Below are 15683 nucleotides of genomic sequence, written 5' to 3' on the forward strand. Positions count from 1 at the left end.
AGATCGGAAGCGGCCCAAACCGCGGCGGCTTCAACCCGGTAGCAGACGCTCTCGGGGTGCAATTCAGCCTGCACCCGAGAGCATCATGCCCTGCTAGCGCAGACTAGCGTTATATTTTTCTTCTAGTTTTCCGACCACCGCATCTATAGCGGCATTGATTTCGTCGTCATTAAGGGTGCGCGACGAATGCTGAAAGGTCAACCCCAAAGCGACACTTTTTCTATTTAAATCAATGCCTTTGCCCTGGTAGACATCAAATATTTTGAGGTCGGTCAAGGTTTCGCCGGCTACTTCGACGGCGGTCTCCACCAAACTGGCGGCAGGAACATCGGCATCGATCAATAAAGCGAGGTCGCGGCGCACTTCCGGGAACTTGGATAGCGGGCGGAATGCAGGCACTTTACCCTCTCCGATCGCTTCCAGGCTCAACTCAAATACGAAGGCGGGCTTGGACAGATCCAGCTTCTTCTGCAGCTGAGGGTGCAGAGCGCCAATAACCCCTACTTCGCGGTCGCCACGCATGATCTTGGCGGTTTGGCCTGGGTGCAGCGCGGGGTGCTGGCCGGCAACAAAGCGGAACTCATTGGCGGCGCCAGTACGTGCCAGCAGGGCTTCCACATCAGCTTTCACATCGTAGAAATCCACACTGTCTTTACTGCCCGTCCAGTTCTCTGCGTAACGGTTGCCATAAGCCAGGCCTGCAATCATCTGCTCCTGGTGCAGCTCGGCGCCAGGTACAAAACGCAGGCCGGTTTCAAACAGGCGCACACGATTCTGTTGGCGGTTGAGGTTATATTGCAGCGCTTTACAGAGGCCTGGCAGCAAGGTGGTACGCATAACTGCCAGTTCGGCGCTGATCGGATTTTGCAGGGCCACCGGGTCGGCTTCCGGATCAAACAGGGCGGCGTTGTCGCTATCGATAAAGCTGAAGGTGATCGCTTCGTAGTAGCCGCGGCTCAGCAGGGTTTGCTCGAGGTTGTCCTGGGCAACCATGCTCTCTGGGCGCGGGGCAATTTCCAGTTCAGCGGTAAAGCTTTCGCTGGGGATACGGTTGTAGCCGTACACACGGGCCAGCTCTTCCAGCAGATCTGCTTCGATGGCGATATCGAAACGGAAGCTGGGTGCGAGGAAGGTCCAGCCTTCATCATTCTGATCGATCTTTTCCAGTCCCAGACGGGTGAGGATATCAACGATTTCGTCATCGGCCAGCTGAATACCCAGGCCCTGCTCTACCCGCGCGCGGCGCAGGGTGATATGGCGCTCGGCGGGCATGGTTTCAGTCAGCTCGCGCAGATGTACTGGGCCGGGCTCACCGCCGACGATATCCAGCAGCAGCTGGGTGGCGCGCTCAACCGCTTTCTCTTGCAGGTGGTAGTCCACGCCGCGCTCGAAGCGATGGGAGGAATCAGTGTGCAGGCCGTAGGAGCGGGCCTTGCCGGCAATCGCCAGCGGATTGAAGAAGGCGCTCTCCAGGAAGATATGCTGGGTACCTTCGGTAACAGAGGAATCCAAGCCACCCATAATACCGGCCATGGCCAAAGGCTTTTCCTCGTCGGCAATAACCAGGGTGCCTTCCTGCAGTTTTACTTCCTGGCCGTCCAGCAGAGTCAGTTCTTCACCGTGCTCAGCCATACGCACTTTGATACCGCCGGAGAGTTTCTCCAGGTCAAAGGCGTGCATGGGTTGGCCGAGTTCCAGCAGGACGTAGTTGGTGACATCCACTACCGGGTCGATGCTGCGCAGGCCGCTGCGGCGCAAGCGCTCCTGCATCCACAGGGGCGTCTGGGCTTTGATATCGATATTGCGAATTATCCGGCCTACGTAGCGTGGGCAGGCAGGTTCCGCCAGCAGGGACACTGGCAGGCTTTCTTCAATCTGCTGGGGTACCGGGGCAATTTCAGGGCCCTGAACGGCGCAGCGGTTCAGCACACCCACTTCGCGGGCAATACCGGCAACACCGAGACAGTCGGAACGGTTCGGGGTGAGATCCACTTCGATGGTCTCGTCGTCCAGCTGCAGGTATTCACGCAGGTCGGTACCGGTGGGAGCATCTTCTGGCAGTTCCCAGATACCGTCGTTGTCTTCTCCCAGCTCCAGTTCGGTTTGCGCACAGAGCATGCCAAAGCTCTCTACACCGCGCAGCTTGGCTTTCTTGATTTTAAAATCGCCCGGCAGCTTGGCGCCTACCAGGGCAAAAGGAATTTTGATACCCACACGCGCGTTGGGAGCACCGCACACCACTTGCATTTCACCTTCAGGGTGACCGGCTACTTTACACACGCGCAGTTTGTCTGCATCGGGGTGTTGTTCACAGGCGACAATCTCACCCACAACCACTCCGGAAAAATCACCCGCTACTTTTTCTATGCCATCCACTTCCAGGCCGGCCATGGTGATTTGATCGGCCAGTTCCTGCGTGGTGAGTTCCGGGTTTACCCATTCCCGCAACCAGGAGTTGCTGATTTTCATAGTTGATCTCTTTCTGTATTCCGTCAGCGCAGCTCTGTGCGCATTTTGCCTGGGGCCTTTTCGCCGCTCAGGCCTCCACAATTCGATTGCTACTGCGAACAGCCTGAGCCATTCGCGCTCTCACTTGGCTTAGAACTGTTTCAAGAAGCGCAGATCGTTATCGAAGAACAAGCGCAGGTCGTTAACGCCGTAGCGCAGCATGGCGAGGCGCTCGATACCAATACCGAAGGCAAAGCCGGAGTATTTTTCACTGTCGATATCGCAGGCGGCAAAGACGTTCGGGTGCACCATGCCGCAGCCGAGAATTTCCAGCCAGCCAGTGCCGGAACACACGCGGCAACCTTCACCACCACAGGCGGTACATTGGATATCCGCTTCTGCAGAAGGCTCGGTGAACGGGAAGTAAGACGGGCGGAAACGCACCGGTACTTCCGCTTCGAAGAAGGCGCGCAGGAACTGGTCGATGGTGCCTTTCAGGTGGGCGAAGCTGATATTCTCACCGATTACCAGGCCTTCCACCTGGTGGAACATGGGCGAGTGGGTGACATCGGAATCACAGCGGTATACGCGGCCCGGGCAGATAATACGCAGCGGTGGAGACTTTTTCTCCATGGTGCGGATCTGCACTGAGGAGGTGTGGGTTCTCAGTACGGTGGTGGGGTCCACATAAAAAGTGTCGTGCATCGCGCGCGCTGGGTGGTGCGCGGGAATATTCAGGGCTTCGAAGTTGTAGTAGTCCTGTTCGACTTCCGGGCCATTCTCAACAGAAAATCCGATACCGGCAAAGAATTCTTCTACGCGCTTTAAGGTGCGGGTAATCGGGTGAGCATTGCCCTGCTCTTCACCGCGCCCCGGCAGGGTGACATCTATGGTCTCTTCCGCCAGCTTGGCATTGATGGCCTCTTGTTCCAGCCTATTGCGCCGCGCGTTAATTTTTTCCTGAACCTGCTGCTTGGCTTCGTTGATCTTGGCACCCGCCGCCGGGCGCTCCTCAGCAGACAGCTTACCCAGGCCTTTCAGCAGTGCCGTCAGCTGGCCCTTTTTGCCCAGGTAATCAACACGCACCTGATCCAGTGCGGCGAGGCCGTCGGCCTTCTCCACCAGCTCCATTGCCTGCTCGGTGAGGGACTGCAAATCTTGCATCGAACTGTTCCCGTTTGAATCCAACTTCGATTAATTTTTTCTGCTTTGTTCGGCCGGTGCTCTCTGCACCGGAGGGGTCTACCCCAGGTACCGCCACCGGTAAAAAATAGCGGAAACCCCATAAAAAAATAGGGAAGGGCCGCTACAGCCCTTCCCTATTTTAAGTATTCAGTTTTACAACTGAAGTGACAGCTTACGCTGCCAGGGCTGCCTTAGCTTTTTCAACTACGGCAGCAAAAGCGGCTTTATCGTAAACAGCCAGATCAGCCAGTACACGGCGATCCAGTGCGATGTCCGCTTTCTTCAGACCTGCGATCAGGCGGCTGTAGCTCAGGCCTTCTGCACGGGACTGGGCGTTAATACGGGTAATCCACAGAGCGCGGAAGTTACGCTTCTTAACGCGACGGTCACGGTATGCATACTGACCAGCTTTAATAACTGCCTGCTTGGCAACGCGGAATACGCGAGAACGCGCACCGTAGTAACCTTTAGCCTGCTTCAGAATCTTCTTGTGACGACGACGCGCCTCTACACCACGTTTAACACGGGCCATACTTCTATCCTCTTAAACCTTTGCGATTTGGACCAATTACTTGGCGCGCAACATACGATCGACCAGACCGGCATCAGACTTGTTCATAGTCTGGGTGCCACGCAGCTGACGCTTACGCTTGGTGGTCATCTTGGTGAGGATGTGGCTCTTGTTAGCGTGCTTGTGCTTGTAGCCCGCAGCCGTCTTCTTGAAGCGCTTGGCAGCGCCACTATGAGTCTTTGCTTTCGGCATTTTGTACTCCAAAGTGAATATTCGCCTGTAAAACAGGCACCTTTAGTAACTGCCGATAACCGGGGTTATCGGCACTGCGAGAGTGGGGAGGCAGCCGTCGCCCAACCACTTCTCAAAAGGAGACCTCGGGAATGACTTCCCCAAACCTCACTTTTTCTTTTTGCTAGGAGCAAGAACCATCAGCATCTGGCGACCTTCCATTTTGGGTCGCTGCTCTACAATGGCCAGCTCTTCCAGGTCCTTCTCGATGCGCTGCATCATTTCCATACCCAGCTCCTGGTGGGCCATTTCACGGCCACGGAAGCGCAGGGATACTTTGGCTTTGTCACCCGCTTCCAGGAAGCGGACGAGATTGCGCAGCTTGATCTGGTAGTCACCGATATCGGTGCCCGGGCGGAATTTCATTTCCTTGATCTGTTGCTGCTTCTGTTTCTTCTTGGCGGCATTCTTGGCTTTCTTGGCCTCGAATACGTGCTTGCCATAGTCCATGATCTTACAGACTATCGGCGTGGAGTCCGGGGCAATTTCAACGAGATCCAGGCTGGCCTGTTGCGCAGCCTCGAGCGCCTCCTCCAGGGAGACAATGCCCACCTGCTCGCCATCAGCACCTATCAGGCGGAGTTCTGACGCTTCAATCTGATCATTTATGCGGGCCTTTTTGGACCGTCCCTTAGTGTCTCGTTTAATAGCTATGGTCTCCCAGTTGCCAAGTTGTTATGCATTATCTTCTGTCAAACGACCGCGACGACTAACGTCCTGCTCAAGGATCTCAAGGAATGACTCATACGTCATGGTTCCCAGATCTTCACCGCTACGGGTGCGAACAGCCACAGTCTGACTTTCCACTTCCTTATCGCCGATCACCAGCAGATAAGGAACACGCTGAAGCGTGTGCTCGCGGATTTTAAAGCCGATCTTCTCGTTTCTCAAGTCAGCTGTGGCGCGGTATTGCTGCTCACTCAGGCGGGCTTGCAAATCGCGACAATAATCAGCCTGGCGATCGGTGATATTCATGATCGCCACCTGCTGCGGTGCCAGCCAGGTGGGGAATGCACCTTCGTAGTGTTCAATCAGAATTCCGATAAAGCGCTCGAAGGAACCCAGGGCTGCGCGGTGCAACATTACCGGCGACTGGCGCGAACCATCTTCAGCAACATATTGTGCATCCAGACGGCCCGGCATAGAGAAGTCCACCTGAATGGTGCCGCACTGCCATACACGGCCGAGACAGTCTTTCAGGGAGAATTCAATCTTGGGTCCGTAGAAGGCGCCTTCACCCGGCAGCTCTTCCCAGGGCAGGCCCGCGGCATCCAGCGCATCGGCCAGGGCTTTCTCCGCCTTATCCCAGCTTTCATCGGAACCTACACGCTTCTCCGGGCGAGTGGAGAGACGGTAAATAACATCATTAAAGCCAAAGTCTTTGTACACGGAGTGCAGCAGATCCATAAAGTCAGAAACCTCTGACTGGATCTGATCTTCGCTACAGAAGATATGGCCATCATCCTGTACAAAACCGCGCACGCGCATCAGACCATGCAGGGAACCGGAAGGCTCGCTGCGATGACAGGAACCAAACTCCGCCAGGCGCAGCGGCAGGTCTCGATAGCTGCGCAGGCCCTGATTGAACACCTGTACGTGACAGGGGCAGTTCATCGGTTTGATGGCGAACTGACGCTCCTCACTGGTGAGGGTGAACATGTCATCGGCAAATTTGTCCGCATGACCGGACTTGCGCCACAGGCTGAAATCCACCAGCTGCGGGGTTTTGATTTCTTTGTAGCCGAATTCGCGCTGGCGACGACGCATGTATTGCTCGATAGTGCTGTAAATAGTCCAGCCGTTCGGATGCCAGAACACCATGCCGGGCGCCTCTTCCTGGATATGGAAGAGGTCATATTTCTTTGCCAGCTTGCGGTGGTCGCGCTTCTCTGCCTCTTCAATACGACGCAGGTAAGCCTTCAATTCTTTTTTGTTGGCCCAGGCGGTGCCGTAAACACGGGTCAACATTTCATTGTTGGAGTCACCGCGCCAGTAGGCACCGGCCACTTTGGTTAACTTGAAGGCTTTCAGCCTTCCAGTGGAGGGCACGTGTGGTCCGCGACACAGATCTTCGAAATCACCCTGGCGATATAAAGAGATATCTTCATCGCTGGGAATGCTGTCGATAATCTCAGCCTTGTACTCTTCGCCCATATCGCGGAAGTATTTCACCGCTTCTTTGCGGGGCATCAAGCGGCGGGTAACCGGAATATTTTCCTTGACCAGCACTTCCATTCGCTCTTCGATCTTCTCAAGATCCTCTGGCGTAAACTGACGCTCGTAGGCGAAGTCGTAGTAGAACCCATCTTCAATAACCGGGCCAATAGTGACCTGGGCGGTGGGGTACAACTGCTTTACCGCCTGTGCCAGCAAGTGTGCGGCGGAGTGACGGATCACTTCCAGGCCTTCCGGCTGACGATCTGTGATGATAGCCAGATTTACATCGCGATCGATGATGTAGCTGGTATCAACTTCTTTACCGTCAACTACACCGGCAAGTGCAGCTTTGGCCAAACCTGGACCGATATCTGCAGCAACATCGTGTACGGAAACCGGGGCGGAAAATTCTCGACGGGAACCGTCGGGGAGAGTAACAACGAGCATTGTATGTCCTTTCTCTCAGTGGCGATCCCTACCAAAGACCGCATGAAACTATCCATGAAATCGTTCATGGAACTATTGATCCGGATGGGCCAGCCATCCTTTATAGATGGTAGACCCGAGCGGATTTGAACCGCTGACCTCTGCCATGTCAAGGCAGCGCTCTAACCAACTGAGCTACGGGTCTAAAACTCTGCAGCGGGGGAACCCAGTGCTGCGAAGAGCGCGAACTTTAGCACCGCTTTTCAGTGTTTTCAACAACTTACTGAACTTTTGTGTGATTAAAATTAAGGCCGTGAACCCTGCAAATCGGGCTGAGCCGATTGCAGAATACAGCCCGGCATTCACCTATTCCGCCTCCTTCAGACGGGAAATCTCATCGCGCAATTTGGCTGCGGATTCAAACTCCAGGTTCTTGGCGTGCTCGTACATCTGCTCTTCAAGCTCACTGATTCGCGCCCAGCGCTGCTTGTCAGACAACGGCTTGGCATCAACTTTATAAGCACCCTTCCCTTCGGCCACCTTACGCTTGCTTTTCGGTACGCCGGGCGCCACAGCTCCTTCAAGAATGTCCGCCACACTTTTGCGAATCCCTTTGGGGGTAATGCCATGCTCTTGGTTAAAGGCGAGCTGCTTCTCACGGCGGCGGCGGGTCTCCTCAAGAGCCCGTTCCATAGAGCCTGTCACCTTATCCGCATATAGAATAGCCCGCCCCTCAAGGTTACGCGCCGCGCGGCCAATAGTCTGGATCAACGAGCGATCTGAACGCAGAAAGCCTTCCTTATCTGCATCAAAGATGGCTACCAGCGCTACTTCAGGCATATCCAGACCTTCTCGCAGAAGGTTAATACCCACCAATACATCAAATTCACCAATACGAAGATCCCGAATAATCTCTACCCGCTCTACGGTATCAATATCAGAATGCAGGTAGCGTACACGCACCCCATTCTCAGCCAGATACTCAGTCAAATCCTCGGCCATTCGCTTGGTCAGCACGGTAATAAGGACTCGCTGGTCTGCATCTGCGCAGCGGTGAATCTCTGACAGGGCATCATCCACCTGGGTTTGGGCCGGGCGAATCTCCACCTCTGGGTCAACAAGCCCGGTTGGCCGCACTACCTGCTCGACCACCTGCCCTGCGTGATCACCCTCGTAGGGCCCCGGTGTCGCCGAGACAAATACCGTCTGCGGAGCCAGGTGCTCCCACTCTTCAAACTTCAGGGGGCGGTTATCCAGGGCGGAGGGGAGGCGGAAACCGTATTCCACCAGGGTCTCTTTACGCGAGCGATCCCCCCGGTACATGCCGCCAATCTGCGGGACGGTTACATGGCTTTCATCAATAAACAGCAGGGAGTCATGGGGCAAATAATCAAACAATGTGGGTGGCGGCTGGCCGGCATCACGCCCGGACAGGTAGCGGGAATAGTTCTCTACGCCATTGCAGTAACCCAGCTCCTGCATCATCTCCAGGTCATACCGGGTGCGCTGATCCAGCCGCTGGGCTTCCAATAATTTATTGTTACCGCGCAACTGATCAAGGCGCACCCGCAGCTCTTCCTTGATGTGATCAATAGCACTGACGATGGTTTCCCGAGGGGTTACATAGTGAGACTTCGGGAAGATAGTGACCCGGGGAACCTTCTTGAGCTGTTCACCAGTAAGGGGGTCAAACAGGGTAATATCTTCAATCTCCTCATCAAACAAGGAGAGGCGCACCGCTTCCATATCGGAATCTGCCGGGTAGATATCGATGATATCGCCGCGTACACGGTAGGTCGCACGGCGGAAGTCGGCATCGTTACGAGTGTATTGCAGCTCCGCCAGTCGGCGCAGAATTGTACGTTGATCGACCAGGTCACCACGATCCAGGTGCAGTACCATCTTGAGGTACTTATCCGGGTCTCCCAAACCATAAATAGCTGACACTGTAGCAACCACTACCACGTCTCGCCGCTCAATCAGGGCTTTGGTGGCGGAAAGGCGCATCTGCTCAATATGCTCGTTTACCGACGCATCCTTCTCTATAAAGGTATCCGAGGATGGCACGTAAGCTTCGGGCTGATAGTAGTCGTAGTAGGAGACGAAGTACTCTACAGCATTCTTGGGGAAGAACTCTTTGAACTCACCGTAAAGCTGGGCAGCCAGTGTCTTGTTGTGAGCCATCACTATCGCCGGACGCTGCAGGCGCTCAATAATGTTGGCCATAGTGAAAGTCTTGCCCGACCCGGTGACCCCCAGCAATGTCTGATGGCTAAGGCCATCATTAATCCCTTCTGCCAACTGCTCAATTGCCACCGGCTGATCGCCGGCCGGGCTGTAGTTACTCTCTACCTTGAACGGACGCGACTCCATACACTCACCCAACCATCAATCCAAAAAACAGAATGCGATTGTAGGCCCTCCTCAAAGACCCCACAAACCCGAAAGACCTGTCACACCTCACCTCTCCCACTATTATTCGATATCTTTTTGCGTACAAATCGAACAAATAATTTCCTGACAAATCAATTAGTTAAATCGAAAAAAAGAGTTGACCTGCCCAAAAGTGCTCTATAATATACGCGCCATCTCAACGGCACAGCCGTTAAGAAATTCCGCCTTAGCTCAGTTGGTAGAGCAAATGACTGTTAATCATTGGGTCGCTGGTTCGAGCCCAGCAGGCGGAGCCAAATTTCTAAGCGCAGCTTAATTTGCGCTATACAAATTAGATTAAATTCCGCCTTAGCTCAGTTGGTAGAGCAAATGACTGTTAATCATTGGGTCGCTGGTTCGAGCCCAGCAGGCGGAGCCAAACAAAAACCCCACACGGTACAAAAACTGTGTGGGGTTTTTTCTTTACTGTAAACTGAAAATCTTATCCCTCAATTAAAGCTCCAGCTACCGCCAGGGCGATTCGCAGACCTGACCATCAGCAAGCCCTAGCCACCTCATGAAGTCGCTTAACCGGCGCCTTGCTCTCAGGCGGAGAATCCTGACGCCGCTGCGCCCAGGCCATATCCACCAAACTCTGCCTTGGCGAATAATCCCCGACTGCCTCACGCAAGATTCGGTGGATCTCTTCGCAATCATGCCGCAAACAGGCCTGACGCAACTCGCCAAGTAAAACCTGAAGGGCTTTTGGTACAAGGCAATCTTCGGCTCGGCAACGCACATGATCACCGGGTGATAAAAACCCAGAAAAAGATATCAAAGACTCACACCGAGAAGGATACTTTACTCTGGCGAGGGTTATGAACACGATGAATTGCCCCACAACCCCTACGGACGACCCGCTATGTTAGAGGCATTGATACAACCACAAGCAATAGCGGATAACAATTACACACACAACAGGAAGCAGCCAACCCATCAATAGGCGCTGCTAACGCCTACCACCAATACAATTTACAATATTCTATCGATACGCCGTAGAAAGGACTAAGCAAACTACATGGTAGCGAAGCCCAAGGAAAGCATCAGGACACAACCCTTAAACCCGAAGTAAAAGGCCTGACCTGCTAGCGCACCCAAATTAAAACCGGGCCCAACTGGGCACCAGTTGAATGCCCGGCAATAGCTAATAATGGACAGCTTTCCAAATACTAAAGGCGAATCCTCTCCTTGTTTTTCTTAAGTGTCGTCGCGCCGATACCCTTTACATTCAACAACTGATCAATAGAAGTAAAGGGGCCATGTTTCTCACGATACTCTATGATTAACTGCGCCCGAGCTTCCCCTATGCCATCCAGCTTTTCAGCCAGCTCAACGACTGATGCACTGTTTATATTAACCTCTGATATCAATTGTTTTGCAGCTTCAACCTCTCCATCATCTGCAAAAACCATCACCGGCTGACAAAGTGCAAAAGTTAGTACAAATACAGCAGAAAGTAATACACGAAAGTTTGTCATGATTGACTCCAAGTGAAAGTGTTTTTTGTTTCACATTGGGACTGCCAATACTTCCCCAAGCCGCACCATGATAACTACGCGCCGAGCTCAAACTTACTTAGTACTAATTACACCACATCACATACGACCAAAGTAATCAAAGCTTACTTACCTGAAACTTCGGTCAAAATACCCTGTAGTGCCTCTAGCGGATTTGCAGATGCGGTTATCGGGCGCCCAATAACGAGATAGTCAGAACCTTCCGCAATAGCTTCAGAAGGTGTCAATGTGCGGCGCTGATCCCCAGCATCACTCCCAGCCGGGCGAATACCGGGAGTCACCAAGGCAAACTCCGGCCCACAGGCCAGCTTAAGAGCGCTCGCTTCACGTGCAGAACACACAACCCCATCAAGACCGCAGGCTTTGGCCTTCTCTGCCAAACCCACTACATGATCTTTTAGTGATTTTTCAACTCCCGCGGCTTTCAGCTCCTCTGGAGTGGTACTTGTTAATACAGTTACCCCGATTAGTAGTGGCTTACTATCGCCAAACTCTTCAAGAGCTTCAGAGGCCGCTCTCATCATGCGCTCGCCACCACTGGCATGTACATTGACCATCCAGACACCCAGGCGCGCTGCGGCCTTCACCGCAGAGGCCACAGTATTTGGAATATCGTGAAACTTTAAATCGAGAAAAACCTCAAAACCTCGCTCTACAAGAGCCCGAACCACATCGGGTCCAGCAATGGTAAAAAGCTCTTTACCTACTTTTACCCGGCAAAGGGCCGGATCAAGCTGGCCCGCCATAGCCAGGGCCGCTTCTTTATTGTCATAGTCGAGAGCGACAACGATTGGAGAGGAAACTTGAGAGCGCAAAGAAATACCTCATATAAATTTCATTGGTACATTGATTGAGCAAAAGACAAGCAGCCGGAACTACTCACCTTCGATACCCTTGACCGAACGGACAGAGTCCCAGTGCTTGCAACTGGGGCACAGCCAATGCAATTGATTGCCGGAAAAACCACAATTACTACATCGATAATGGGGGCGGTTTGCGATCAATTGATCAACCAGCGTTTTTAACAGGGAGAGATTCTCTCTCGCTCTACCTTGTGCCGTGCCAATATACAAATCAAGAAAACGCCCCAGCCCTCGCAAAGAAGGGCGCAAAGCCAATTGCTTACCCATAAACGCTGCCGCAGCGGCTTCGCTATCCTGCTCCTGGATTCGCTCAGCCAGCGCTATTAATACGCTATTCGAGGGGTGCTCCTTTAGGAGGGACTCCAGATACCGATCCAGGCCTCGGCCATCACCAAGCTCTCCATAACACGTCAGGAGAAGCTCCAGAATCTCCGGAATATAGTCAGGACTCTGCTTGGGGATCCTCTGCAAGACCTTGATGGCATCACGCTGCTTGCCGAGTAGATACTCCAGGCGCGCCCAAAGCAAACAGGCCCGCACTGAACTGCGATCATACCCCAGGGCTGCATCTAAATGTTTACGCGCACTGAGGTAGTCCTTAGCAGCAATCGCCTCCTCTGCCAACTCACAGCAAAAATGTGCCTGCACTGGCGCCCAATCAGCAGATAAGCGCTTAAATCGGCGGCCATGCAACAAGTTGACGGCATGAATTGCTTTGGCCCACTCGCGCTCATCCCGATAGACTTCTACTAAGTGCTCAAGACTGGTTGTACGCAGCTCCTGGGAAGTTTCTACCAGTTCCTGCAGCAGGCGTTCAGCACGGTCGAGCCACCCCGCAGCAATATAATCACAAGCCAGTTCAAATTGAGCCTTATGCTGACTCTGCCTGGATAGACTGGGACGCGCCAACAAATTTTGGTGCACTCTTATTGCCTGATCGTACTCACCCCGCCTTCTCAAAAGATTCCCCAATGCCAAATGGGTATCAAAAGTGGCCGGGCTGACCTCAAGCGAGTCAATAAATTTATCAATACTATCGTCGTGGTGTTCGCTGAGCAGGTAATTCAGCCCCTGCGCATAGGAGCGAGCCAGGGATTCTTCCTGCTCGCTGAAGTCCGGCTTCTTTTTGGAGCTGCCTCGCCCCAGCATCCAGCCTATGGCGATGGCTGCCAGCAGGAAAAAGAAATAGGCGAAATCGAGCAAATCAGTCTCCGGATACCTTGCGGTGAGCAGCCTGAAGCTCTCGCTCCATTTTCTTTAACTGTCTACTCAACCCCCTTACCCGGCGACGCTGCGTAAAGAGAGGTAGCAGGCTAGCCAAAACTCCCAGCAAAATCCCCAAAAGCAGCATTGCGATAAGCCAAACTCCCACACTGCCAGAAAATGGGGAGTACCCTGCGATAACCGGTGAAATAATTTGGGGATTTTCCACTGATATATAGATGCCGAGGGCGACACACAGAAGGGCCACAAAGCCAAGAAAAACGTGCATCAACCAACGCAAGAATGACAAGGGAACCTCCACGTTCCACTAGATAGCTTTATTAAGAAGCCACAGAGACTATTCAGGAAAATCACATGATGCAGAGCGAATCACAATCAGCCGCTGCCGAGGTGTAATCATACCCCGATCCCTGCCTCATCGTGCATACTCCGATTGACTCTGTCGCGCAGTTCCTTACCAGGCTTGAAGTGAGGAACATATTTGCCCGCCAAGTCCACGGCATCCCCGGTTTTAGGGTTCCGCCCTGTACGTGGTGCCCGGTAATGTAATGAAAAACTACCAAAACCTCGTATTTCTATCCGCTCACCCTGGGAGAGCGCGTCAGACATGGAGTCCAACATAACTTTGACTGCCAGCTCTACATCCTTTACCGGCAGCTGATCCAACCTCAACGCAATCCTTTCGATCAGTTCGGATTTGGTCATGTGCCCCGCAACCTTTCTAAGTCATTGATTATTTTGGAGTAGAGCAGCAATCATCTAATAGAAAGCCGGACTGGGCAACCCCAGTCCGGCTTTCGGGTCACTCCAAATGCTTCATCTGGAGCTCTAAACAATCAAAGATAATTAGTCTTTGTTGTTCATCTGCGCCTTGATCAGGTCACCGATAGTAGCGGGCTGAACCTGCTCAGACTGCTTCTTACTGTGATCCTTGATAGCTTGCTTCTCGTCATCCTGGTCTTTGGCTTTGATAGACAGGCTGATCACACGGTTCTTGCGATCCACACTGGTGATCTTAGCTTCTACCTCTTCACCTTCTTTCAGGACATTGCGAGCATCTTCAACCTTATCGCGGCTGATTTCAGAAGCGCGCAGAACGCCTTCTACTTCGTTCGCCAGGGTGATTACTGCCTGCTTAGCATCAACTTCCTTAACAGTACCTACAACGATGCTGCCGCGGTCGCTGGTAGAAACGTAGTCGGAGAACGGATCGGACTCCAGCTGCTTGATACCCAGGGAGATGCGCTCGCGCTCGGAGTCGATACCCAGGATAACAGTCTCGATTTCGTCGCCTTTCTTGAACTTGCGTACGGCTTCTTCGCCAGCTTCGTTCCAGGAGATGTCGGACAGGTGCACCAGACCGTCGATGCTGCCGTCGAGACCGATAAAGATACCGAAATCAGTGATGGACTTGATCTTACCGGAGATCTTGTCACCCTTAGCGAATTTACGCGCAAAGGCATCCCACGGGTTTTCCTGGCACTGCTTGATACCCAGGGAGATACGACGACGCTCTTCGTCGATATCCAGGATCATCACCTCTACCTCGTCGCCCACCTGGACAACTTTGGACGGGTGGATGTTCTTGTTGGTCCAATCCATTTCGGAAACGTGTACCAGACCTTCCACACCTTCTTCCAGCTCGGCGAAGCAGCCGTAGTCGGTCAGGTTGGTTACAACCGCCTTCACGCGGCTGTTTTCTGGGTAACGCTGCTTGATGGATACCCAAGGATCTTCGCCCAACTGCTTCAGGCCCAGGGATACACGGCTGCGCTCACGATCGAACTTCAATACTTTTACTTCGATCTCGTCGCCAACGTTCACGATCTCGCTCGGATGCTTGATGCGCTTCCAAGCCATATCGGTGATGTGCAGCAGGCCATCGATACCGCCCAGGTCCACGAAAGCACCATAATCGGTCAGGTTCTTCACGATACCCTTGATGCTCATGCCTTCCTGCAGGCTTTCCAGCAGTGCTTCACGCTCTTCGGAAGTCGCAGCTTCCATTACCGCGCGACGGGAAACAACAACGTTGTTACGCTTGGAGTCCAGCTTGATAACTTTGAACTCGAGCTCTTTACCTTCCAGGTGCGCGGTGTCGCGAACCGGACGAACATCAACCAGAGAGCCGGGCAGGAATGCGCGGATATTGGCAACGTCAACAGTAAAGCCACCCTTAACCTTGCCACTGATAACACCTTTAACCACTTCGTCAGCTGCGTGGGCTGCGTCGAGGATTTTCCAGGCTTCAGCGCGCTTGGCTTTTTCACGGGACAGACGGGTTTCACCGAAACCGTCTTCCACAGCTTCCAGGGCAACCTGTACTTCGTCGCCCACCTGCAGCTCAACTTCGCCCTTGTCATTGGCGAACTGTGCGGCAGGGATAACACCTTCAGACTTCAGGCCCGCGTGAACGGTTACCCAGTCTTTGTCTACGTCAATTACAACACCGGTTACAATAGCGCCCGGTGCCATTTCAACGCTTTTCAGGCTCTCTTCAAATAGTTCAGCAAAGCTCTCGCTCATTACATTACCTATAGTGCTGGGCCCAGCCGTTGGTAACTGTTGAGTTTAGTCAACCGCCAGCCGTGACCCCAACCGCGTTGCCAGCACGCGGGTCGGATTACA

At 53.3% G+C, this 15683-nt stretch carries 13 protein-coding genes and 3 tRNA genes; 2 read left to right on the forward strand and 14 right to left on the reverse strand.

Going from position 1 to position 15683, the window contains the following annotated elements; genetic code table 11:
• Positions 1-93 precede the first annotated feature (93 nt).
• From pheT to uvrB, 8 genes are all read right to left on the reverse strand, one after another.
• Entirely contained in the window at positions 94-2469 is a 2376-nt protein-coding gene (gene pheT / locus G367_RS0111855) for a phenylalanine--tRNA ligase subunit beta (RefSeq protein WP_020413348.1), read from the reverse strand.
• A 129-nt stretch (positions 2470-2598) separates the two neighbouring features.
• A complete protein-coding gene (gene pheS / locus G367_RS0111860; protein WP_020413349.1) occupies positions 2599-3612 on the reverse strand; it encodes a phenylalanine--tRNA ligase subunit alpha in 1014 nt (337 codons plus the stop codon).
• Positions 3613-3805: 193 nt separating this feature from the next.
• Positions 3806-4165: a 50S ribosomal protein L20 gene (gene rplT, locus G367_RS0111865; RefSeq protein WP_020413350.1), complete on the reverse strand. Its 360-nt coding sequence runs from the start codon at positions 4163-4165 to the stop codon at positions 3806-3808.
• A gap of 36 nt (positions 4166-4201) precedes the next feature.
• Positions 4202-4396, reverse strand: coding sequence for a 50S ribosomal protein L35 (gene rpmI / locus G367_RS0111870; RefSeq protein WP_020413351.1), 195 nt, complete (start codon positions 4394-4396; stop codon positions 4202-4204).
• 147 nt (positions 4397-4543) lie between these two features.
• Complete coding sequence (gene infC / locus G367_RS0111875; protein ID WP_083922723.1) at positions 4544-5089, reverse strand: translation initiation factor IF-3; 546 nt, start codon at positions 5087-5089, stop codon at positions 4544-4546.
• A 21-nt stretch (positions 5090-5110) separates the two neighbouring features.
• Positions 5111-7039 carry a threonine--tRNA ligase gene (thrS, locus tag G367_RS0111880; RefSeq protein WP_020413353.1) on the reverse strand — a complete coding sequence of 643 codons (1929 nt, stop codon included), beginning with the start codon at positions 7037-7039 and terminating at the stop codon, positions 5111-5113.
• Positions 7040-7146: 107 nt separating this feature from the next.
• Positions 7147-7223 (reverse strand) — tRNA-Val (locus G367_RS0111885).
• Positions 7224-7384: 161 nt separating this feature from the next.
• Positions 7385-9391 carry an excinuclease ABC subunit UvrB gene (gene uvrB / locus G367_RS0111895; protein WP_040628769.1) on the reverse strand — a complete coding sequence of 669 codons (2007 nt, stop codon included), beginning with the start codon at positions 9389-9391 and terminating at the stop codon, positions 7385-7387.
• 241 nt (positions 9392-9632) lie between these two features.
• Here uvrB and G367_RS0111900 point away from each other — a divergent pair.
• A tRNA-Asn gene (locus G367_RS0111900) sits at positions 9633-9708 on the forward strand.
• 46 nt (positions 9709-9754) lie between these two features.
• Positions 9755-9830 (forward strand) — tRNA-Asn (locus tag G367_RS0111905).
• Positions 9831-10620: 790 nt separating this feature from the next.
• Here the strand turns inward: G367_RS0111905 and G367_RS0111910 are convergent.
• The 6 genes from G367_RS0111910 to rpsA all read right to left on the reverse strand — a co-directional run bounded on the left by G367_RS0111910 (position 10621) and on the right by rpsA (position 15581).
• A complete protein-coding gene (locus G367_RS0111910; RefSeq protein ID WP_020413355.1) occupies positions 10621-10929 on the reverse strand; it encodes a ComEA family DNA-binding protein in 309 nt (102 codons plus the stop codon).
• A gap of 143 nt (positions 10930-11072) precedes the next feature.
• Positions 11073-11783, reverse strand: a complete 711-nt coding sequence (pyrF, locus tag G367_RS0111915) for an orotidine-5'-phosphate decarboxylase (protein WP_020413356.1) — start codon at positions 11781-11783, stop codon at positions 11073-11075.
• A gap of 60 nt (positions 11784-11843) precedes the next feature.
• Entirely contained in the window at positions 11844-13034 is a 1191-nt protein-coding gene (lapB, locus tag G367_RS0111920; RefSeq protein WP_020413357.1) for a lipopolysaccharide assembly protein LapB, read from the reverse strand.
• Between the two features lies 1 nt (position 13035).
• The gene (locus G367_RS0111925) at positions 13036-13344 is read right to left on the reverse strand and encodes a lipopolysaccharide assembly protein LapA domain-containing protein (protein WP_245556689.1); all 309 of its coding nucleotides are present in this window, start codon (positions 13342-13344) and stop codon (positions 13036-13038) included.
• Between the two features lie 107 nt (positions 13345-13451).
• Entirely contained in the window at positions 13452-13760 is a 309-nt protein-coding gene (gene ihfB, locus G367_RS0111930) for an integration host factor subunit beta (protein ID WP_020413359.1), read from the reverse strand.
• A 141-nt stretch (positions 13761-13901) separates the two neighbouring features.
• On the reverse strand, positions 13902-15581 hold the full coding sequence (gene rpsA / locus G367_RS0111935; protein ID WP_020413360.1) for a 30S ribosomal protein S1: 1680 nt from the start codon (positions 15579-15581) through the stop codon (positions 13902-13904).
• Positions 15582-15683: the final 102 nt, after the last annotated feature.

Source organism: Microbulbifer variabilis ATCC 700307 (assembly GCF_000380565.1).
GTDB lineage: Bacteria > Pseudomonadota > Gammaproteobacteria > Pseudomonadales > Cellvibrionaceae > Microbulbifer > Microbulbifer variabilis.